The organism is Symbiobacterium sp., assembly GCF_040797425.1.
Lineage (GTDB): Bacteria > Bacillota > Sulfobacillia > Symbiobacteriales > Symbiobacteriaceae > Symbiobacterium.
In genome coordinates, this window is the sequence record NZ_JBFNEH010000036.1 from 21,648 (window position 1) to 41,691 (window position 20,044).

A 20,044-nucleotide genomic window follows, 5' to 3' on the forward strand; every position below is an offset into this window, starting at 1 on the left:
TTCACATCCGCGAGGCGGGCTCCGGTCCGGTTCCGATCGTGCTCCTGCACGGCAACTGCAGCTCCTCGGTGTTCTACGAAGACCTGATGCTGGCCCTTGGCGACGAGTACCACACCATCGCCCCTGACCTGCGCGGCTACGGCGATACCGAACCGCTGCCGGTCGATGCGACCCGCGGCTGCGGTGACTGGGCAGATGACCTGGCCGCCCTGGTGGACACCCTCGGACTCGACCGCTTCCACCTCGCCGGCTGGTCCATGGGCGGCGGCGGGGCATCAACAACGCCATGGCGCCCAAGTACCACAACCTGGCCGGCTTCGCCGACGTCACGCCCAAGCCGCCCGTGCTCTGGATTCGCGGTGACAGCGACCCGATCGTCAGCGACACTTCGATGTTCGACCTCGCCTACCTCGGACAGCTCGGGGCCGTGCCGGGATGGCCGGGCGCCGAGGCCTGTCCGCCGCAGCCGATGATCGCGCAGACCCGCTTGGTGCTGGACCGGTATCGCGCCGCCGGCGGGTTTTACGAAGAGGTGGTCGTGGCCAACGCCGGCCACTCGCCGTTCATTGAACAGCAGGAGACGTTCCTGAACCACTTCCGCCGCCACCTGAACCGGGCGGGCCATCACCCTTCGACGCAAGGCTGAGCCACTCCGTGCTCGGCCGGCCCACCAGGTAGCCCTGCGCGTAGTCCACGCCGAACTCCCGCAACAGCTTCAATGTTTCCTCGCTGTCGACGAACTCGGCGATGGTCTTCTGCCCCTGCGACCGGGCCATGGCCACCATCGCCCGCACCAGGTGCTGGTCGGCCGACTCGGTGGGGAGGTTGCGGATGAAGGCGCCGTCGATCTTGAGGTAGTCCACCGGCAGGTGCTTGAGCAGGTGGAGGGTGGAGAAGCCGGAGCCGACGTCGTCCAGGGCGAAGCGGCAGCCCAGTGAGCGCATGGCGGTGATGAACCGGCGCGCCTGCTCCAGGTCGCCGATGGCCGCGGTCTCGGTGATCTCCAGGACCAGGCGCGACGGGTCTACCCGCCGCTGCTCCAGTTCTTCCTTGATCATGCGGGCGAGGCCCGGGTCGGACATGGTCTTGCCGGAGAGGTTCACCTCGAACGCCTCGACCTCGCTCTCCCCATGTTCGGCCATCAGCCGGATGGCCTCCCGCAGCACCCACCGGTCGATCTCCTGAATCAGTCCGAAGCGCTCTGCCCCCGCGAGGAACTCGCCGGGGGCAATCAATTCGCCGTTCTCTCCCACCAGCCGGAGCAGCAGTTCGAGGCGCGACACCTTCCCCGTGGTCAGGTCGAGAATCGGCTGGGCGTGCAGCACGAAGCGGTTCTGCCGCAGCGCCTCCCGGAGGCGCTGGTCCCACGAGAGCTTCGTGGCCAGTTCGTCGCGCCAGTCGTCGTTCTCCTCGAAGACCACGACCGTGTTCCGCCCCGACTCCTTCGCCTTGTACATGGCCATGTCGGCCTGGGCCAGTAGCCGCTCCGCCGACAGGCCGTTCTCCGGGAAGAAGGTGATGCCGATCGAGCCGGTCACCGTGATGCGCCGGCCCTTGACGGTGATCGGCTCCTGCTGGAGCCCCTTCAGGACCGCCTCGGCCACCGTGACCGCCTCGCGCCCGGTGTACGGCATGAGGATGGCAAACTCGTCGCCCCCGTGCCGGGAGGCAATATCGGTGGGGCGCAGGTGCCGCTGGATGATCTCCGCCGCCCGCACCAGCACCTGGTCGCCCGCCGGGTGACCGAGCGTGTCGTTGACGAACTTGAACAGGTCCAGGTCCAGGAACAGCAGCGCGCCCCGCACGCGGTGCTTGCGGGCCAGGTCCAGGTGGCGCTCCAGCTCCGCCTGGAAGGCCCGGCGGTTGTACAGGCCGGTGAGCGAGTCACGGCTGGCCATCTGCCGGAGCCGCGCCTCTGCCTCCTTGCGGTCGGTCACGTCCTGGAACTGGGTGATGAAGTAGAACCCCTCGTTCCCCTGATCGATGCGGCTGCAAGTCTGCTCGACCCAGACTATGCGGCCGCTTTTGTGGTAAAAGCGCCGCTCGCGGCGGCAGATGCCGCGCCGGCCGTCCACGAAGGCGCTCCTGGCCAGCGGGCAGTTGTCGCCGACGCGGTCCTCGGGATGGACAAAATCGTCAACGGGCCTCCCCACCAGCTCGTCCTCGGCGTAACCCAGCATCGCGCACAGGGCCCCGTTCACCTGCAGCCAGCGCCGGTCGGAGGTCAGCAGGGCCACGCCGATGGGGGCGGCGTGGAAGGCGCCGCGGAAGCGCTCCTCGCTCTCGCGCAGGAACCGCTCGGTGCGCTCCTTCTCCCGCTGCCACTGGCGCTCCCGGCGCAGGAGCCACGGGGCCGTCAGCAGCGCCAGCGTCACACCGCCATAGAAGAAGGCGCCGAGCCACCAACCCGCGAGGAGGGACAGCGCGGTGAGCAGCGTCGGCGCCATGAGCGCACCTACGTAAAGCACAACCCGCCGCGGCCCGTCTGACCGCAGGCGGGCAATCGTCAGCAGCGCGACGCTTCCGGCCACATACAGCGCGGCCATCGCGGCGCTCAGCGCCTGACCTCGATGCACATAGGGGGTCAGGAACTGGTGCGGAAGTATACCAATCATCAGACCCTGGAGAAAAAGTACTCCAGCGGCGCCATACGTCAGCAGATCAGTTCGCAAATGGATCATGCTATCCCTCATGTTCCCTTCCGGAGCCCGTACAAAGAATGTACCCAAGTTAACTTTACACAAAGACACGTTCCGGGAACAGAGGGAGTTGAGGTTCGGCGCAGGAAATCGGCGCTCGGCGCAACGCCGGAGGGCACAGACCGTCGGGAAGCGGCGCTCCGCCGGGGCCCGGCGGCAGAGCCGGCGTCAAAGCGCCCTGCGGCCGATGTCCCGCCGGAAAACCCGGCCCTCGAACCGGACCCGCTCGACCCCCGCATAGGCCAGGTCCAGTGCCGCGGCGAGGGTGGGGCCGGTGGCCATCACCCCCAGCACGCGCCCACCGGCGGTGACCAGCACGCCCTCGTCGTTGAACGCGGTACCGGCGTGGAAGAGGGTGGCGCCCGTCTCCTCGGCCTCCACCAGCCCGCCGATGGGGAGGCCTTTCTGGTACGCGCCGGGGTAGCCGGCCGAGGCCAGCACGACGACGGCGGCAGACTCCGGCCGGAAGCGGAGCTCCACCTCGTGCAGCCGCCCGTCCAGGCAGGCGCCGATGACCTCCAACAGGTCGTTCTCCAGCAGGGGGAGCACCACCTGGGTCTCGGGATCGCCGAAGCGGGCGTTGAACTCCACCACCTTCGGCCCCTGCGCCGTCAGCATCAGGCCGGCGAAGAGGCAGCCGACAAAGGGCGTCCCGCGCCGGGCCAGTTCGGCGATGGTCGGCTCGAGGATTGTGCGCTGCACCGCATCCGCCACCGCCGGCGTGTAGAAGGGCACCGGGGCGTAGGCGCCCATCCCGCCGGTGTTGGGGCCGGTGTCACCCTCGCCCACCCGCTTGTGGTCCTGGGCGGCCACCATCTGCTTCACGGTGCGCCCGTCGCTGAAGGCGAGGACGGAGACCTCCTCCCCCTCCAGCACCTCCTCGATCACCACCCGCCGGCCCGCCCCGGCAAAGGCGCCCTCCACCATGGCGGCGCGCAGCGCCTGCCGGGCTTCCTCCACGCCGGCGCACACCCGCACGCCCTTGCCCGCGGCCAGCCCATCGGCCTTGACCACGAGGGGGCCCGGGTGCGCCTCCACGTAGGCCAGAGCGGCGTCGTAGTCGCTGAAGACGGCGTAGCTGGCGGTCGGCACCCCGGCGGCCGCCATCACTTCCTTGGCGAAGGCCTTGGAGGCCTCGATGCGCGCCGCAGCGGCGGTGGGGCCGAAGGCACGGATGCCCGCCTCCGCCAGCGCGTCCACCAGGCCGGTCGCCAGCGGCTCCTCGGGCCCGACGATCACCAGGTCGATGCCGAGCCGGCGGGCCAGTTCCACCTGTCCCGCCACGTCGGTAGCCTTCACCTCAGGGTGGCACCAGGCAAACCGGCCGATCCCGGGGTTGCCCGGCGCCACGTGCAGCTCGTCGATGTGCCGGCTCTGAATCGCCTTCCAGGCGAGGGCGTGCTCCCGCCCGCCCCCGCCGACGATGAGCACCTTCATCCTGTGCGGTCCTCCCCCTCTTCCCCGGATCTCCACTGCCCCCGAATGCACCGCCCGCCCGGGGACCTCGTGCGTGAGCGTCAGTGCCTGAAGTGGCGTACCCCCGTGAACACCATGGCGATCCCGAGTTCGTTGGCCCGGGTGATCGACTCCTCGTCCCGGATCGACCCGCCGGGCTGGGCGATGGCCGCGATGCCCGCCTCGCCGGCCGCCTCCACCACGTCCGGGAACGGGAAGAAGGCGTCGGAGGCTAGCACGGCACCCCTCGCCGCGTCGCCGGCCTGCCGGAGGGCGAACCGGGCGGCGTCGATGCGGTTCATCTGGCCGGCCCCCACGCCCAGCGTCTGGCCGCCCTTCGCCACGACGATGGCGTTGGACTTCACGTGCTTGCAGACCTTCATGGCAAAGGCCAGGTCGCGGAGCTGCTCCGGCGTAGGCGCCTTCGCCGTCACCGGCTTCCAGGACGCCGGATCCTCCTGGACGGCGTCCCAGCCCTGCACCAGCAGGCCCCCGCCCACGCGCTTCAGGTCGAAGCCGGCGGGCGGGTTCCGGTCGATGGGGCCCACGGCCAGCAGCCGCAGATTCTTCTTCCTGGTGAGCACCTGCAACGCCTCGGGCTCGAAGTCCGGGGCGATCACGATTTCGAGGAAGATCTTGCTGAGCAGTGCGGCCGTCTCCCGGTCGCAGGGGCGGTTCAGGGCCACGATACCGCCGAAGATCGAGACCGTGTCGGCCTCGTAGGCCCGGCGGAACGCCTCGGCAATCGTGGGCGCCACCGCCACGCCGCACGGGTTGGCGTGCTTGATGGCCACCGCGGCCGGCTCATCGAACTCCTTCACCAGCTCCAGCGCCGCGTGGGCGTCGTTGATATTGTTGTAGGAGAGCTCCTTGCCGTGCAGCTGCCGCGCCCGGGCGATCACGGTTCCGCCGGCGGTGCCGTCGCTGTAGAAGGCCGCCACCTGGTGCGGGTTCTCGCCGTAGCGGAGATCCTGCACCTTGGTGAAGGTGAGGGTGAGCGTGTCCGGGAAGGGCGAGGCGGCCCCGCCCGAAGCCCCGTCGCCGGCCTCCTGCCCCGGCGCCCTGGCGGCGACCAGCTCCCGCCCCCGGGAGGCCAGCCAGCCCGCGATGGCCCCGTCGTAGGCGGCGGTGTGCTGGAACGCCTCCAACATCAGGGCGAAGCGGGTCTGAAGCGACAGGCCGCCGGTCTCCCGCAGTTCCGCCAGGATTGCCTCATACCTGTCGGGGTTTACGACCACGCCCACGTCCTGCCAGTTCTTCGCCGCTGCCCGCACCATCGCCGGGCCGCCGATGTCGATCTGCTCCACGGCCTCCTCCAGGGTCACCGCGGGATTGGCCACCGTCTCCCGGAACGGGTAGAGGTTCACCACCACCAGGTCGATGGGGGCCACCCCGTGCTCCGCCAGCTGCGCCATGTGCCTCGGGTTGGACCGGATCGCCAGGATGCCGGCGTGGATCTGCGGCTGCAGGGTCTTCACCCGCCCGTCCAGGATCTCGGGGAAGCCGGCCACCTCGGCCACCTCCCGCACGGGCACCCCGGCGCCGTGCAGGGCCCGGTACGTGCCGCCGGTGGAGATGATCTCCACCCCCAGGTCCGCCAGTCCCCTGGCGAATTCCACGATTCCCCTCTTGTCGTAGACGCTGATCAGGGCCCGCTTCACGCCCATCTCTACTCCTCCTTCTCCCGCGGGACCGGCCCTTTCCCCTGCTCCGGGCGGTACCCGTCCCGATCCAGCCAGTAGCGCTGCTCGTGGCCGGCCAGGTAGGCCAGCAGCGGGTCGCGGTAGGTGGGCCAGGTGATGTACCGGGCCACGTCGTCCCGCTTCACCCAGCGCACGTCCACCACGTACTCGTCCTTCTCGGGCACCCGCAGCGCCCCCGCCACCAGGCGGCAGGAGAACACATGGACGAGGAAGTGCTGGTCGTGCACCAGGTTGTGGGTATCCAGCACGTAAGCCAGTTCCACCGGGGCCACGAGCAGCCCGGTCTCCTCCTGCACCTCCCGCACCACGCAGTCGGTGAGCGACTCCCCCACCTCCAGCTGCCCCCCGGGCAGCGACCACACGTCGCCGATGGGCCAGCGGTTGCGCACCACCACCAGCTGGTCCTCTTCCTCCACCAGACCCAGGCCCATCACGAACTGCCGTCCCATGCTACGAATCTCCCTTCTGTGGCTGGTCCAGAATGCGCACCCGGCGCCCCTCGATGCGCAGGCGGCCCTCCGCGAAGAGCTGCACCGCCCGCGGATAGATGCGGTGCTCCTCCACCTGGATGCGCGCCCGCAGCGTCTCGTGCGTGTCGTCCTCCAGGACCGGAACGGCCGCCTGCAGGATGATCGGCCCCTCGTCCATGCCCTCGTTCACGAAGTGCACAGTGCAGCCCGCCACCTTCACGCCGTAGGCGAGCGCCTGCCCCTGGGCGTCCAGCCCGGGGAACGCCGGGAGCAGGGAGGGGTGGATGTTCAGGATCCGGTTCGGGAAGGCCGTGAGCATCGGCTTCCGCACCAGCCGCATGTACCCGGCGAGACAGACCAGGTCGACGTTCCGGGCCAGGAGCAGCTCGGCCAGGGCCCGGTCGAAGGCCGTGCGGGTCGGGTAGTCACCGGGATCTACGTGGATCGCCTCCACCCCGGCCCGGCGGGCCCGCTCCAGCCCGTAGGCGTCGGCCCGGTCGGAGATCACCACCACGACCTCCCCGTCAATGCGCCCCTCCCGGCAGGCGTCCAGGATTGCCTGCAGGTTGGTACCATTGCCCGAGATCAGCACGCCGATGCGGATCATGGCCGCACCTCCACCCGGGACACGCCGTAACCGCCCGGGGCCCCGCCTCCGTCCAGGGCATCCGGGCCGGCTGCGGCACCGCCGCCCGCGGCGCTGTCCGCCACCACCTCGCCCACGACCCAGGCCGTCTCGCCCAGTTCCCGCGCCGCGGCGGCCACCGCCTCTGCCTGGTCAGCCGGCACGGCCAGCACCATGCCGATCCCCAGGTTGAAGGTGGCCTCCATCTCCGCCTGCTCCACCGGCCCCAGCCGCTGGATCAGCCGGAAGATCGGCGGCACCTCCCAGGTGGAGCGGTGGAGCACCGCCCGGCAGCCGGCGGGCAGCATGCGGGGGATGTTCTCGTGCAGTCCGCCCCCGGTGATGTTGGCGATGCCGCGCACGTCGAAGCGCTGCAGCAGGGCCAGCACCGTGCGGGCGTAGATGCGGGTGGGCGTGAGCATCGCCTCGGCCACCGTCTGGCCGCCCAGTTCGGGCGGCCGCTCGTCCAGGGCGAAGGCGCCGCCGTCCACTTTGAGGAGCACCCGCCGGGCGAGGGAGTAACCGTTGGAGTGCAGCCCGCTGGAGGCCAGGGCCACCAGCCTGTCGCCCGGCGCCACGCGCCCGCCGGTGATGAGGCGGTCGCGGTTCACGATGCCCACGGCGAAGCCGGCCAGGTCGTACTCGCCCGGGGCGTACAGCGAGGGCAGTTCCGCCGTCTCGCCGCCGATCAGAGCGCAGCCGGCCTCCAGGCACCCGTCCGCGATGCCCTTCACCACCTGCTCCAGCACCGCCGGGTCCTTCCGGCCGGTGCCGATGTAGTCCAGGAAGAAGAGCGGCTCGGCCCCCTGGCAGAGGATGTCGTTCACCGACATCGCCACCAGATCGATGCCCACTGTGTCGTGCCGGCCCGTGAGGAACGCCAGCTTCAGTTTGGTGCCCACGCCGTCGGTGCCGCTCACCAGGACGGGATCGGGGTACTTCGTGAGGTCCGGCGCAAAGAGCCCGCCGAAGCCGCCGATGCCGGTGAGCGTCCCCGGGCGCCCGAGCGTCCGGGCGGCGTGGGCCGCAATGCGCTCCACCAACCGGTAGTGCCGCTCGCGGTCCACCCCCGCGTCGGCGTAGGTGAGACCCCGGTCAGTCATCGCCGCAGCCCTCCTCCAGTTCGTACGCCTCGATGCCCTCCGGAACGGGAACGGGGTAGTCGCCCGTGAAGCAGGCCAGGCAGAAGCCGTGGCGCCCGTCAGCCGGCCGGCCGGTGGCCCGCACCATCCCCTCCACCGACAGGAACGCCAGCGAGTCGGCGCCGATGGCATCGCGGATCTCCTCGACCTCCCGCCCCCGGGCGATCAGGTCGCTGGACCGGGAGGTGTCGATGCCGTAGTGGCAGGCGTGCCGGTAGGGCGGCGACGCGATGCGCATGTGCACCTCCCGCGCCCCCGCCTCCCGGAGCAGACTCACCAGGTGGCGGGAGGTGGTGCCCCGCACGATGGAGTCGTCCACCAGCACCACCCGCTTGCCCTCGATAACCTTGCGCAGCGGGTTCAGCTTCAGCTTCAGGGCCGACTCGCGCCCGGCCTGCGACGGCAGGATGAAGGTGCGGGCGATGTAGCGGTTTTTGACCAGCCCCAGTTCATAGGGGATGCCGGACTCCTCCGCGTACCCCGTCGCCGCCGAGATGGAGGAGTCGGGCACGCCGATGACGATGTCGGCCTCCGCCGGCGCCTCCCGCGCGAGCTCACGCCCCATCGCCTTGCGCACGCTGTGGACGTTGGCCCCCTCCAGCTGCGAGTCAGGCCGGGCGAAGTAGATGAACTCGAAGATGCAGGGCCGGGGCGGGGTCGCTCCCCGGATCGCCGGCTGCGAACGGAGCTTGCCGCCCTCGCTGATGGTGATCATCTCGCCCGGCGCCACCTCGCGCACGAACTCGGCGCCGATGGTGTCGAAGGCGCAGGACTCGGAGGCCAGGACCCACCGGCCGTCCAGCCGCCCCAGCTGCAGCGGCCGGATGCCGTGGGGGTCGCGCAGGCCGATCAGCCGGTCCTCGGCCAGGATGAGCAGGGCGTACCCGCCGCGCACCTGCCCGATGGCGTCGACCACCGCCTCCTCCAGGGTCGCCGCCCGGGAGCGGACGATGAGGTGCGCCAGCACCTCGGTGTCGACGCCCGTGGCGAAGATGGCGCCCTCCTCCTCCATCTGCCGGCGGAGGAGGAACGCGTTCACCAGGTTGCCGTTGTGCGCCAGGGCAAGCCCTCCGCGCCGGGTGTTCACGACGATGGGCTGCGCGTTGCTCAGCCGGGAGGCCCCGGCGGTGGAGTAGCGCACGTGGCCGATGGCCACATCGCCCGCGAGCCGGTCGAGGGTTTCGGGCTTCTCGAACACCTCGCTCACGAGGCCCATCCCCCGGTGGGCGGTGAGGCTCCTGCCCCGGGCGGCGACGATGCCCGCCGACTCCTGCCCCCGGTGCTGCAGGGCGATCAGGGCGTGGTAGACTACCCGGGCCGCCCCGGCGCAGCCGTAGATGCCGAACACACCGCACTCGTCCACCGGGCCTTTTTCCGGGTTCGTCGCGAGCCCCGCCAGGTAGGGCTCCAGCGCCAGGCCCAGGGTGGGATCGGCGCCGGGCACCGCCTGGCCGGGCCGCGGCGCCGGCCCCGGGGGCGGGACGATCACTCGTCCATCCACCGGGGGATCGCCTCCTTGTGGGCCCGCGCCAGCTCCGCCACCGGCAGGTCGATCAGCTCCTGCCGCCGGTAGACGTGGGCCGATTGGCTCCCCGGAGCCAGGGCGGCCAGCCGGAAGCGGCCGTCCGCGGTCACGTCGCCCAGGACGCGGAAGGGGATCTGTTCGACCATCAGCAGCGCCTCCAGGCGTCCCACCTGCTCACGGGTCGTCGTGACCAGAATGCGGGACTGGGACTCGCCGAAGATCTGGCCATCGACGCGACCCTCGCCCAGGAAGACGCTCACCTGGCAGCCCAGGGCCGGATCGCCGGCGGCGACGGCCATCTCCGCCAGGGCGACCGCAAGGCCGCCCTCCGCCACGTCGTGGGCGGCGGTGACCAGGCCCTCGTGGATCGCCCTGAGCACCGCGTCCTGCAGGCGCTTCTCGAAGGCGAGGTCGAGGGCGGGAGCATCTCCGGCGAGCACGCCGTGGATCAGCCGGGCGTACTCGGAGCCGCCCAGTTCGTCCCGGGTCTCGCCCAGGAGGAGGATGACGTCGCCGGCCTGCTTGAAGCCCGGGGTGGTCAGACGGTCGAGGTTCTCGTGCAGGGCGATCATGCCGATCGTCGGGGTGGGGTGGATCGGCTCGCCGCTGGTCTCGTTGTAGAAGGAGACGTTGCCGCCGGTGACGGGCGTGCCCAGGGCCTCGCACGCCTCGGCCATGCCGGAGATCGCCTCATCGAAGGTCCAGAAGATCTCCGGCTTCTCGGGATTGCCGAAGTTGCAGTTGTTGGTGATGGCCACGGGCCGGGCGCCGGTGACCACGCAGTTGCGAGCAGCCTCGGCCACGGCGATGGCGGTGCCCCGGCGGGGGTTCAGGTACACGTAGCGGCCGTTGCAGTCCACCGAGGCTGCGATGCCCCTCGGCGGGACCGCCTGGCCGGGCCGGCCGGGCAGCTCCGCGCCGGACTGCTGCCGGGTGAGATCGTGCGCCCCGGGGGAGACGGCCGCGCCCAGCCGGATGACGCCGGCGTCCCCGCCGGGCCCCAGCACGGTGCCCGCCTGCACCATGTGGTCGAACTGCTCGTAGATCCAGGCCCGGGAGCCGATGTTGGGCGAACCCAGGAGCCGCAGGAGCGTCCCGTTCCAGTCCTCGGGCTCCGGGAGCACCGACCAGTCGAAGGCCCGCAGCTCGGCGAGGTAGGCGGGCTCAGCCTTCTCCGGATGGTAGACCGGGGCGCTCGCGAGGGCCCTGGCCGGCACCTCGGCCACGACCTCGCCACTGTCCAGCACCCGCACCATGCCGTCGTCTGTCACCCGGCCGATCACGGCGCAGCCCACGCCCCACTTCCGGCAGATCGCCTCGACCTCGGCCTCGCGCCCCTTCTTCACGCAGACGAGCATGCGTTCCTGCGACTCGGAAAGGAGGAACTCCCAGGGCTCCATGCCCTCCTCCCGGGCGGGCACCTTGCGCACGTCCAGCTCCACACCCACACCGCCCCGGGCCGCCATCTCCGCGGACGAGGAGATGAGGCCGGCGGCACCCATGTCCTGAATGCCGACCACCGCGTCGGTCTCGAACAGCTCCAGGCAGGCCTCCATCAGCATCTTCTCGGCGAAGGGGTCGCCCACGGGCACGGTGGGAAGGTCAGTCTCCCGCTCCTCGCCGCTGAACTCGGCCGAGGCCAGCAGCGACGCGGCGTGGATGCCGTCCCGCCCCGTGGGGGCGCCCACCACCATGAGGGCGTTGCCCGGGCCGGCGGCGATGCCCCGGTGGATGCGGTCGGGCCGGACGATGCCAATGCACATGGCGTTGACGAGGCAGTTGCCCCGGTAGGACTCGTCGAAGTAGACCTCGCCGCCGATGCAGGGCACTCCGACGGTGTTGCCGTAGTGGCCGATGCCGGCGACCGCGCCCCTGAGCAACTCGCGCTGCCGGGGATCGTCCAGCGGGCCGAACCGCAGGGAGTTCAGCGTGGCCACCGGGCGGGCGCCCATCGTGAAGACGTCCCGCAGGATGCCCCCCACGCCCGTGGCCGCACCGTTGAAGGGGTCCACAAAGGAGGGGTGGTTGTGGGATTCGATCTTGAACGCCACGGCCAGATCGTCGTCGATCTTCACCACACCGGCGTTCTCGCCCGGGCCCTGCAGCACCCGCTCGCCACGGGTGGGAAGCCGCCGCAGGGCGGCCTTCGAGTGCTTGTAGGCGCAGTGCTCGGACCACATCACACCGAACATCTGCAGTTCGGTGTAGTTGGGCTCCCGCCCCAGGACCTCCACCACACGGCGGTACTCCGCCTCCGTGAGGCCCACCAGACTCCAGGGCTGCTGTAGCTCAGACACGGATGACCCTCCCCGTCAGGAATTCCACCATCGACGCAAACAGAAGGCGCCCGTCCGCGGAACCCAGGACTTCCTCGCTCGCCCGCTCGGGGTGGGGCATCAGGCCGGCGACGTTGCCGGCCCGGTTGACGATGCCGGCGATGTTCTCCGCCGACCCGTTGGGGTTGGCCCCGGGGTGACTTCCCCCTCCGGCGTGCAGTAGCGGAACAGGACCTGGCGGTTCTCGTTCAGCGCGCGCAACGTGTCCGAATCCGCCTGGTAGTTGCCCTCCCCGTGGCTCACGGGGATTCTCAGCACCCGGGCCGGCCCGCAGGCCCGGGTGAAGGGGGTGGTCGCGTTCTCCACCCGCACATGGCTCCAGCCGCACCGGTACCGCCCGTGGGCGTTGGGTCGGAAAGCGCCCGGCAGGAGCCCCGCCTCGGTGAGAATCTGGAAGCCGTTGCAGATGCCCAGCACCAGGCCGCCCCGCGCGGCAAAGGCAGCGATCGCCTCCATCACCGGGGTGTGGCGGGCCAGGGCCCCGCCCCGCACCCGGTCGCCGTACGAGAAGCCGCCGGGGATGACGATGGCGTCGTAATGCGAGAGGTCGCGCGTTTCGTACCACACGTAGTCAACCTGCTGCCCCATGACCCCACACAGCACGTGAAACGTGTCCATCTCACAGTTGGTGCCCGGGAAGACCACGATGCCAAACCGCACCTGCGCTACCTCCCCCAAGATCCGCTGCGCCCCCCACGCGCAGACCGCAAGTGTCGGGGCCTGCCCCCTCCCGGCAGCCCCGTGCGGCCTCTAGGCCAGCACCCGCCGCAGCCGCTCCAGCACGTCCGCGTAGCGCCGGGCGGTCTCCTGAATCAAGGCCTCCGGCAGCTCCGGGGCCGGAGGCTGCTTGTTCCAACCGATTCGCTCCACGTAGTCGCGCACCGGCTGCTTGTCCAGGCTGTCCACCGGGGCCCCCTCCCGGTACCGGTCGGCCGACCAGTAGCGGCTGGAGTCGGGGGTGAAGACCTCGTCGATCAGCACGATCTCTCCCTGCACCCAGCCGAACTCGAACTTGGTGTCGGCGAGGATGATCCCGGCCCTGGCCGCCGCCTCCGCCGCATAGCGGTAGAGCGCCAGCGACTTCTCCTTGATGAAGTCGGTCACCGCGTCGCCGTAGAGCGCCCGCACCCGTTCTTCCGAGACGTTCTCGTCGTGGCCGGCGTCGTTCTTGATGGCCGGCGTGAAGATGGGCTCGGGCAGCCGGCTCGAGAGCCGGAGCCCCCCGGGCAGCGGGACCCCGCAGACCGAACGGCTCGCCTGGTACTCCTTCCAGCCCGAGCCGGCGAGGTACCCCCGCACCACGCACTCCACATCGATCCGCCGGGCCCGGCGGACTACCATGGACCGCCCCTCCAGCAGGGGCATGGCCTCCTCCGGCAGGCCCAGGCCGGAGAGGTCTTCGGTCAGCAGGTGATTGGGCACAAGCTGCTCGGTGGCCCGGAACCAGAGCAGGCTCATCTGCGTGAGCACCCGACCCTTGCCCGGGATGCCCTGCGGAAAGACCACGTCAAAGGCTGAGAGCCGGTCGGTGGCCACCATGAGGAGCCGGTCCGCGTCCAGTTCAAACACCTCGCGGACCTTGCCCCGGTGCAGCCGCTTCAGGCCAAGGTCGGGCACCTCCAGCAAGCAGTCCATGCCACTACCCCCTTGAAATCACGGCGGCCTGCCCCATGCAGGCGGCCCCGGCCGGAAGCCCGGCGGGCCCGCCACCTGCATCAGGCAGGCGCCTTCATCGGTAAGACCAGATTGCGGCCGCACGCAGGCGTGCCGGCCCCTCAGGCTCCCGCCCGCTCCCCCGGTTCCCCCAATCAGATCTCGAGCTGGGTCATCAACAACAGGGCCACTGCGAATCCCAGCAGCGCCCCCACCAGCGCTCCCAGGTGACGGCTCAGGCGCCGGGGCCAGAGGTAGGTGACCAGCACCGTGACCATCAGGCCGGCCAGCGCGCCCACCACGATGCTCCCGATGCCGGTCATTCGATCAACCCCAGTCGCTTCATGATCGTGTCCACGTGGCGCAGATGGTGCCTCAGGTCAAAGGCGGCGTCCAGCTCCGCCGGCGTGAGGAGCGACTGCACCGTCGGGTCCTGCTCCAGCAGCCGGCGCAGGTGGATGCCCTCGGACCAGGCCTGCATGGCCCGCTCCTGCACGATGGCGTAGGCCTGCTCCCGGGAGAGCCCCTTCTCCACCAGGGCCAGGAGCACCGACCCGGAGGAGGTGAGGCCGTAAGAGGCCTGCATGGAGCGCTTCATGTTCTCGGGGTAGACGTGCATGTTCTCGACGACCCAGGTCATCCTGGCCAGCAGATAGTCGGCCAGGATGGTGGAGTCGGGCAGGATCACCCGCTCCACGGAGGAGTGGGAGATGTCGCGCTCGTGCCAGAGCGGCACGTTCTCCAGTGCGGCGACGGCGTTGGCCCGCAGGATGCGGCTGAGCCCGGAGATCTGCTCGAGGGTTACCGGGTTCCGCTTGTGCGGCATCGCACTGGAACCCTTCTGGCCCGGCGAGAAGGGCTCCTCCACCTCGCGGGTCTCTGTCTTCTGCAGCAGCCTGAGCTCGATGGCCAGGCTGTCCAGGGACGAGCCCAGGATGGCCAGGGTGGTGAGCAGGTGCGCGTGCCGGTCGCGCTGCAGCACCTGCGTGGAGATGTCGGCCGGCGCGAGCCCCAGCTTCTCGCACACGTACTGCTCTACGAAGGGGTCGATGTTGCCGTAGTTGCCCACCGCCCCGGAGAGCTTGCCCACCGCGATAGACTGGCGGGCCTGCTCCAGCCGGGCGCTGTCACGCTTGAACTGGGCGTAGAAAACGGCCAGTTTCAGGCCGAAAGAAGTGGGCTCGGCGTGCACGCCGTGGGTGCGGCCCATGATCAGGGTATCCTTGTAGCGCACGGCCTGCCGGCCCAGGGCGGCGATCAGGCCATCCAGCCCCTTCTGCACCTCCTGCACCGCTTCGTTCAGCACGGCGGAGAGGGCCGTGTCCACGACGTCGGTGGAGGTGAGTCCGTAATGGATGTAACGGGCCGCCGGATGGCCGATGCGCTCGGCCACGGCCTGGGTGAAGGCGATCACGTCATGGCGGGTCGTCGCCTCGATCTCGGCCACGCGCCGGACGAATGCCTCGTCCACGGTGAAGGCGCGGGCCTTCAGCTCTTCCACAGCGTCGGCGGGGATGACCCCGAGCTTCGCCCAGGCCTCGCAGGCCAGGAGCTCCACCTCGAGCCACTTCTGGAACCGGTTCTCCGCCGACCAGAGCTGCGCCATGCGCGGCCGGGTGTAGCGCTCGATCATTGGCATCCTCTCCCTCTTGCGGACAGGTTTTCCCCGCCTCCAGCGTAGCCTTCCGGCGCCGGGGCCGCAAGAGCAGACGCGGGGCCCGGGGTTCTGCCCGAGCCCCGCGTCGTACTGCGCCAGGGTTGATCTGGGGTTTGAGGATACGCCGCTACAGTCCCAGTGCGTCGATGACGAAGTAGACGATGAAGAAGACGGCAAGCACCCACATCATCCAGTGGACCTTGCGGTGCTGACCCGTGAACAGGTTGATGGCGGCGTAGGCCACGAAGCCCAAGGCCATGCCCTCTGCAATGGAGTAGGTGAAGGGCATCATCAGGGCCGTGATGATGGCCGGCAGGGCAATGCTGAAGTCGTCCAGGTCGATCTGCGTAATGGAGGAGGCCATCATGACGCCGACGATGATGAGGGCCGGAGCGGTGGCCTCGCCCGGAATCGCCAGGAAGGCCCCGGAGAAGAAGGAGGCCAGCAGGAAGAGGACCGCCACCGTGACGGCCGTGAGCCCGGTGCGTCCACCGGCGGAGACGCCGGCCGCAGACTCCACATAAGTCGTCGTGTTGGAGGTGCCCAGCAGCGAGCCGATGATGGTGCCGCAGGAGTCGGCGATCAGCGCCCGGGTGCCGCCCTTCAGGTTGCCCTCCTTGTCGATCATGTCGGCCTTGGAGGCGACGCCGACGAAGGTGCCGATCGTGTCAAACAGGTCGGCGAAGAACATGGCGAAGATCACGGCGAACATCTTGGCGCTGAACAGGCCCTCGAAGCTCAGCTGCAGGAAGGTCGGGGCCAGCGAGGGCGGCGCCGAGAACCACGTCTCCGGCATATGGGTGATGCCCATGGGAATGCCGACGAGAGTGGTGATCAGGATGCCCAGCAGGATGCCGCCGGTCACCTTGCGGGCCACCAGCACCCCGGTGATGATGAGGCCAATGATGGACAGCAGCGTCTTCGGATCGTTCAGGTGACCCAGGGCGATGGTGGTGTTCGGGTCGGCCTGGACGATGCCGGCGTGGATGAGGCCGATCAGCATGATGAAGAAGCCGATGCCGGCGGAGACGGCGTGCTTGAGCGACTCCGGAATGGCCCGGATCATCAGCTCCCGCAGGCCGGTCATGGTGACGATGAGGGCCAGCACGCCTGAGATGAAGACCGCACCCAGGGCCTGCTGCCAGGGAAGCTGGAGCATGCCGCAGAGCGTGAAGGCGAAGAACGCATTCAGCCCCATGCCCGGCGCCAGGGCGACCGGCCAGTTGGCCACCAGGCCCATCACCAGGGTGGAAAGCGCAGCGGCCAGGATCGTGGCCATGAAGATGGCGCTGGGCTCCATGCCGGTGCCGGTGGACAGGATGTTGGGGTTGACAGCGATGATGTACGACATCGTGACGAAGGTGGTCAGTCCGGCGAGAACCTCTGTCTTGACGGTGGTGCCGTGCTCCGTGAGCTTGAACACGCGGTCGAGGAACCCCGGCGACATGTCATTCGGACGAATCGCCTCACGAACAGCCACAGCGGAACGCCTCCTCAGAGGAAATGAGTGGTGGGACCGATGAGCGCCTGTCGAACCAAGAACTGAGGCGGGCAGGTGCACTCCCGCCTGGAGTGAAACCTGCCCGCCCGGGTTTTTCGCCCATCGGTGTAGCCGGGCCGCTCCCGGCCTGTGCCGCTTGGTCGCTGACCGGCGCCGGGGACGACGCCGCGGAACCCTAGGCACACTTTCCTCCGCAGCCGGTTTTCGCACCGGCCTCTACTTCCACTCTACGGATCGGCGCAGCCGCTGTCAACGGGAAACCCGAACTTTTTTATCACTTGTCCAGAAATCGTTCGGACCTTACCGATCGGGTTGGGACACCAGGGTCCATTCCGTTCGCATTTACATAACCTGTTGCCAGAACGGACAGAATGATGCGAAGGGGGGAAACTCCGATGATGTACGGCCCTGCGCCCTGGCCGCAGCGAGGCGGGCTCCCGGCGCCGGGGTCGGCGGCGCCCGGGTGGCCCGTGGGCGCTGCGCGGGTGCCTGTGCAGCCCCTGGGCCGGTTCTTCCAGCAGACCCTGCCCGGCACCGCCGTGGCCCACAGCCATCACGTGGACGCCCTGCGCCTCCCCGAGGTGCGGAACAATCCCGCATTCCAGCGCTTCACCGAGATCGAACTGCACGAGCTGCATCACCAGATTGCCGCGATGGGCGCCCTGCAGCGCCTGCGGACGGGCGACCGCCGCGCCCTCGAGAGTCTGGGCTATAACCTCTCCCGCTTCGTGGCCCGCCGCCAGGCCGCACAGGAGGCGGTCCGGGCGCTTCCCGCCGCGGTGCGCAACAACGCCGACGTCCAGCGCATGTTGCGGCTCGTCCGCCAGTCCAACCGCCAGATTCGCCAGTACTGGCCTTATATCGCACAGGCCATCGCCGCAGCCGGCCTGGGCACGATGGAGCGGCCCCAGCTCGAGGAGTAGTGGCTGCAAGCGAAAACGCGAGGGTCCGGACACCCGAGCGGTGGCCGGACCCCGCTGTTTCCAGGCGCCCCGCCGCAGCCCGCCCTCCGGCGTTCAGTGGAGCATGCGCGGGTGGCCCCCCGCGGGCCGGTAGAGCTGAAGCGTTCCTTCCCGCAGCGTGTACAGCTGCGGCGAGACCGGGTAGGGGCTGTGGTTGAACGCCACGTCGACGAACTCGGCCATCTCCGCCACGAAGACCGGGTCGGCGTCGCCGAACATGATCAGAAGGTCGCGGTGGGGCGCCGCGATCACGGGGTTCCCCGGAACCAGCGCGGCGGCCTCGCAGAGCCGCCGAGTGAGGAGCAGGCGGGCGGCGTCATAGCCGTCCCGCGCCTGCCACACCAGGGCGAGGTGATGACCAGCCCCGCGGCGGGTCGCGGGCCGATAGGAGCGCGCCAGGTTGGCGAGGGCGAGGGCGAGCAGGTCCGCCTTGGCCATGTTCCAGTGCCCCAGCATCGCGTAGTCGATGTACGTATACCGGTGTGGCTCGTCCACAACAAAGGCCACCGCCACCTCGCCCAGATGGGGGATGGCCGCCAGGTCGCGGTCGCCCCGGTACTCCTCGGGCACCAGCCAGTACGGCACCAGCTGCGGCAGCAGCCGGCCCCGCACCTCCTCCAGGCCGGGACCGCGCGGCCGGCGTACCCCCGGCCCGCCTTCCGGCCAGAGTACCGTACGCGCGCCGCCCACAAGCCTCCTGCCCATCGCGTCACCCCACTTCCGTTGCAACGGCTTCGGCGCGGGGTTAGACGGAATCGCCGCGCAGTTCGGTGCAGGAACGGAGCAAGTTCTGCTTTGAACCAGCCATCTGTGCGCAAATTGGACCCATCCAATTTTGGATGGTTCTGGCTGTTGACGGCCAAAGGTGCGGACGGCACCATGACAGGTGAGACCGATCGCACAGCGGGAGGGGAATGGGAATGTACAAGGCACTGACGATCGCCGGCTCCGACACCAGCGGCGGCGCGGGCATTCAGGCCGACCTGAAGACTTTCCAGGAGCTCGGTGTCTACGGCATGTCCGTGCTCAACGTGATCGTGGCCATGGACCCCCACAACAACTGGAACCACCAGGTCTTTCCCCTGGACCTCGCGCTGGTGGAGGCCCAGATGACCACCGTCTTCGAGGGCATCGGCGTCGACGCTCTGAAGACCGGCATGCTCGCCTCGGCGGCGGTGGTGGAGCTGGTCGCCCGCAAGCTGGAGCAGTTCGGCATCGAGCGGGTGGTCATCGACCCGGTGATGGTCTGCAAGGGAACCGACGAGGTGCTGATGCCCGACCATGCGGCCGCCATCCGGGAGCTGCTGCTGCCGCGCGCCCTTGTGGTGACGCCGAACCTCTTCGAGGCGGCGCAGCTGGCCCAGCGGCCGCCCATTCATACGCTGGACGACATGAAGGAGGCCGCCGCCCGTATCCACGAGGCCGGGGCCCGCAACGTGCTGATCAAGGGCGGCACGAAGCTGCAGGGCGTGGAGAAGGCGGTGGACCTGTTCTACGACGGCCGGGAGTTCACCCTCCTGGAAGCCGAGCGGGTCACCCACGGGTTCACCCACGGCGCCGGCTGCACCACGGCGGCGGCCATCACGGCCGAGCTGGCGAAGGGGGCCGGCGTGCCGGAGGCGGTCCGCACGGCCAAGCGGTTCGTCAGCGCGGCCATCCGCCACGGCTTCCGCCTCAACCAGTTCGTGGGACCCGTGATGCACGGCGCCCTGCGCGCCTTCGGCGACAACTAGGGCTGGCGGGTAAGGACCAACTTCATCCCGACGATCATGAGGAGAACGCCGACCACCTGCGGCCAGCGGATCGGGATCGGCCCGACGGTGCCGAAGCCGACGGCGTCGATCAGCAGCGCGGCGATGAGCTGAATGCCGGTCAGCAGGCTCAGGGTGGCGTTGACCCCGATGGAGCCGGTGCCCACGATCACCGCGGTGACCACCACGGCGCCGCAGATGCCCCCCACCAGGCTCCAGGGCGGTGCCGCGGCGATGCCGCCGGCCAGGCCGGAGATGCCCTGGCCCCGGAGGGTGAAGAGCGTGAGCACCAGCATGGTAAGAGCGCCCACGGTGAAGGAAACCAGCGACGCCGGGATCGGCCCGGTGTGGCGCGCGAGGGTCGTGTTGATCGGCGCCTGCAGGGCGCCGGCCACTCCGCCGGCGACGATGAGCAGCCATGTCACCCAGGAAGCCATGAAGCCGCCTCCTCACCAAACCTCGCTATAAGGTAACGGTCAAGGTTAATCGTGTTCGGCGCCGGCAGGAGAACTCCTCTGCCGGGCGCCGTGCAGAGCGCTGCGGCCAGGCGGGCATCCCGCCTGGC

Annotated in this window: 19 protein-coding genes and 1 pseudogene; 4 read left to right on the top strand and 16 right to left on the bottom strand. The window is 69.7% G+C overall.

Going from position 1 to position 20,044, the window contains the following annotated elements:
- Positions 1-86: 86 nt before the first annotated feature.
- Positions 87-218 (top strand): annotated as a pseudogene (locus AB2385_RS11900) (alpha/beta fold hydrolase); the annotation flags it as partial.
- 68 nt (positions 219-286) lie between these two features.
- Positions 287-646 carry a hypothetical protein gene (locus AB2385_RS11905; protein WP_367655241.1) on the top strand — a complete coding sequence of 120 codons (360 nt, stop codon included), beginning with the start codon at positions 287-289 and terminating at the stop codon, positions 644-646.
- Here AB2385_RS11905 and AB2385_RS11910 read toward each other — a convergent pair.
- The 14 genes from AB2385_RS11910 to AB2385_RS11975 form a co-directional block, all read right to left on the bottom strand.
- Positions 564-2,546, bottom strand: a complete 1,983-nt coding sequence (locus AB2385_RS11910) for a putative bifunctional diguanylate cyclase/phosphodiesterase (protein WP_367655222.1) — start codon at positions 2,544-2,546, stop codon at positions 564-566. The genes AB2385_RS11905 and AB2385_RS11910 overlap by 83 nt on opposite strands.
- A gap of 321 nt (positions 2,547-2,867) precedes the next feature.
- The gene (gene purD, locus AB2385_RS11915) at positions 2,868-4,136 is read right to left on the bottom strand and encodes a phosphoribosylamine--glycine ligase (RefSeq protein ID WP_367655223.1); all 1,269 of its coding nucleotides are present in this window, start codon (positions 4,134-4,136) and stop codon (positions 2,868-2,870) included.
- An 80-nt stretch (positions 4,137-4,216) separates the two neighbouring features.
- Entirely contained in the window at positions 4,217-5,821 is a 1,605-nt protein-coding gene (gene purH, locus AB2385_RS11920; protein WP_367655224.1) for a bifunctional phosphoribosylaminoimidazolecarboxamide formyltransferase/IMP cyclohydrolase, read from the bottom strand.
- Positions 5,822-5,823: 2 nt separating this feature from the next.
- Positions 5,824-6,306, bottom strand: coding sequence for an NUDIX domain-containing protein (locus AB2385_RS11925; RefSeq protein WP_367655225.1), 483 nt, complete (start codon positions 6,304-6,306; stop codon positions 5,824-5,826).
- A 1-nt stretch (position 6,307) separates the two neighbouring features.
- Complete coding sequence (gene purN / locus AB2385_RS11930) at positions 6,308-6,934, bottom strand: phosphoribosylglycinamide formyltransferase (protein WP_367655226.1); 627 nt, start codon at positions 6,932-6,934, stop codon at positions 6,308-6,310.
- The gene (gene purM / locus AB2385_RS11935; RefSeq protein WP_367655227.1) at positions 6,931-8,055 is read right to left on the bottom strand and encodes a phosphoribosylformylglycinamidine cyclo-ligase; all 1,125 of its coding nucleotides are present in this window, start codon (positions 8,053-8,055) and stop codon (positions 6,931-6,933) included. The genes purN and purM overlap by 4 nt, the downstream gene beginning before the upstream one ends.
- Positions 8,048-9,595: an amidophosphoribosyltransferase gene (purF, locus tag AB2385_RS11940; protein ID WP_367655228.1), complete on the bottom strand. Its 1,548-nt coding sequence runs from the start codon at positions 9,593-9,595 to the stop codon at positions 8,048-8,050. Before purF ends, purM begins: the two co-directional genes overlap by 8 nt.
- Complete coding sequence (gene purL, locus AB2385_RS11945) at positions 9,580-11,916, bottom strand: phosphoribosylformylglycinamidine synthase subunit PurL (protein ID WP_367655229.1); 2,337 nt, start codon at positions 11,914-11,916, stop codon at positions 9,580-9,582. Before purL ends, purF begins: the two co-directional genes overlap by 16 nt.
- Complete coding sequence (locus AB2385_RS11950; protein WP_367655238.1) at positions 11,909-12,115, bottom strand: phosphoribosylformylglycinamidine synthase subunit PurQ; 207 nt, start codon at positions 12,113-12,115, stop codon at positions 11,909-11,911. Before AB2385_RS11950 ends, purL begins: the two co-directional genes overlap by 8 nt.
- Entirely contained in the window at positions 12,016-12,615 is a 600-nt protein-coding gene (gene purQ / locus AB2385_RS11955; RefSeq protein ID WP_367655230.1) for a phosphoribosylformylglycinamidine synthase subunit PurQ, read from the bottom strand. The genes AB2385_RS11950 and purQ overlap by 100 nt, the downstream gene beginning before the upstream one ends.
- Positions 12,616-12,705: 90 nt before the next feature.
- Positions 12,706-13,590: a phosphoribosylaminoimidazolesuccinocarboxamide synthase gene (locus AB2385_RS11960; protein WP_367655231.1), complete on the bottom strand. Its 885-nt coding sequence runs from the start codon at positions 13,588-13,590 to the stop codon at positions 12,706-12,708.
- Between the two features lie 173 nt (positions 13,591-13,763).
- On the bottom strand, positions 13,764-13,931 hold the full coding sequence (locus AB2385_RS11965) for a hypothetical protein (RefSeq protein WP_367655232.1): 168 nt from the start codon (positions 13,929-13,931) through the stop codon (positions 13,764-13,766).
- Positions 13,928-15,241: an adenylosuccinate lyase gene (gene purB / locus AB2385_RS11970; RefSeq protein WP_367655239.1), complete on the bottom strand. Its 1,314-nt coding sequence runs from the start codon at positions 15,239-15,241 to the stop codon at positions 13,928-13,930. Before purB ends, AB2385_RS11965 begins: the two co-directional genes overlap by 4 nt.
- Before the next feature lie 151 nt (positions 15,242-15,392).
- Positions 15,393-16,712, bottom strand: a complete 1,320-nt coding sequence (locus tag AB2385_RS11975; protein WP_367655240.1) for an NCS2 family permease — start codon at positions 16,710-16,712, stop codon at positions 15,393-15,395.
- Between the two features lie 449 nt (positions 16,713-17,161).
- On the opposite strand from AB2385_RS11975, the gene AB2385_RS11980 reads away from it, so the two are divergent.
- On the top strand, positions 17,162-17,689 hold the full coding sequence (locus AB2385_RS11980) for a hypothetical protein (RefSeq protein WP_367655233.1): 528 nt from the start codon (positions 17,162-17,164) through the stop codon (positions 17,687-17,689).
- A gap of 93 nt (positions 17,690-17,782) precedes the next feature.
- On the opposite strand, the gene AB2385_RS11985 is transcribed toward AB2385_RS11980, so the two are convergent.
- Positions 17,783-18,433 (bottom strand): DUF1444 family protein, encoded by a 651-nt coding sequence (locus AB2385_RS11985; RefSeq protein ID WP_367655234.1) that lies wholly within the window; start codon positions 18,431-18,433, stop codon positions 17,783-17,785.
- A gap of 215 nt (positions 18,434-18,648) precedes the next feature.
- Here AB2385_RS11985 and pdxK point away from each other — a divergent pair, with 215 nt between their 5' ends.
- Positions 18,649-19,461 carry a pyridoxine/pyridoxal/pyridoxamine kinase gene (gene pdxK / locus AB2385_RS11990; protein WP_367655235.1) on the top strand — a complete coding sequence of 271 codons (813 nt, stop codon included), beginning with the start codon at positions 18,649-18,651 and terminating at the stop codon, positions 19,459-19,461.
- Here pdxK and AB2385_RS11995 read toward each other — a convergent pair.
- Entirely contained in the window at positions 19,458-19,916 is a 459-nt protein-coding gene (locus AB2385_RS11995) for a DMT family transporter (protein WP_367655236.1), read from the bottom strand. The two genes, pdxK and AB2385_RS11995, sit on opposite strands and share 4 nt — an antisense overlap.
- Positions 19,917-20,044: the final 128 nt, after the last annotated feature.

Excerpts from the sequence above, each read along its gene's own strand:
- purB (WP_367655239.1), bottom strand. The coding sequence starts at position 15,241 with ATGATCGAGCGCTACACCCGGCCGCGCATGGCGCAGCTCTGGTCGGCG.
- AB2385_RS11980 (WP_367655233.1), top strand. The coding sequence starts at position 17,162 with ATGATGTACGGCCCTGCGCCCTGGCCGCAGCGAGGCGGGCTCCCGGCG.
- purN (WP_367655226.1), bottom strand. The coding sequence starts at position 6,934 with ATGATCCGCATCGGCGTGCTGATCTCGGGCAATGGTACCAACCTGCAG.
- pdxK (WP_367655235.1), top strand. The coding sequence starts at position 18,649 with ATGTACAAGGCACTGACGATCGCCGGCTCCGACACCAGCGGCGGCGCG.
- AB2385_RS11985 (WP_367655234.1), bottom strand. The coding sequence starts at position 18,433 with ATGGGCAGGAGGCTTGTGGGCGGCGCGCGTACGGTACTCTGGCCGGAA.
- AB2385_RS11960 (WP_367655231.1), bottom strand. The coding sequence starts at position 13,590 with ATGGACTGCTTGCTGGAGGTGCCCGACCTTGGCCTGAAGCGGCTGCAC.
- purM (WP_367655227.1), bottom strand. The coding sequence starts at position 8,055 with ATGACTGACCGGGGTCTCACCTACGCCGACGCGGGGGTGGACCGCGAG.
- purH (WP_367655224.1), bottom strand. The coding sequence starts at position 5,821 with ATGGGCGTGAAGCGGGCCCTGATCAGCGTCTACGACAAGAGGGGAATC.
- AB2385_RS11995 (WP_367655236.1), bottom strand. The coding sequence starts at position 19,916 with ATGGCTTCCTGGGTGACATGGCTGCTCATCGTCGCCGGCGGAGTGGCC.
- AB2385_RS11965 (WP_367655232.1), bottom strand. The coding sequence starts at position 13,931 with ATGACCGGCATCGGGAGCATCGTGGTGGGCGCGCTGGCCGGCCTGATG.
- purD (WP_367655223.1), bottom strand. The coding sequence starts at position 4,136 with ATGAAGGTGCTCATCGTCGGCGGGGGCGGGCGGGAGCACGCCCTCGCC.
- AB2385_RS11910 (WP_367655222.1), bottom strand. The coding sequence starts at position 2,546 with ATGGCCGCGCTGTATGTGGCCGGAAGCGTCGCGCTGCTGACGATTGCC.
- AB2385_RS11925 (WP_367655225.1), bottom strand. The coding sequence starts at position 6,306 with ATGGGACGGCAGTTCGTGATGGGCCTGGGTCTGGTGGAGGAAGAGGAC.
- AB2385_RS11905 (WP_367655241.1), top strand. The coding sequence starts at position 287 with ATGGCGCCCAAGTACCACAACCTGGCCGGCTTCGCCGACGTCACGCCC.
- AB2385_RS11975 (WP_367655240.1), bottom strand. The coding sequence starts at position 16,712 with ATGTCGCCGGGGTTCCTCGACCGCGTGTTCAAGCTCACGGAGCACGGC.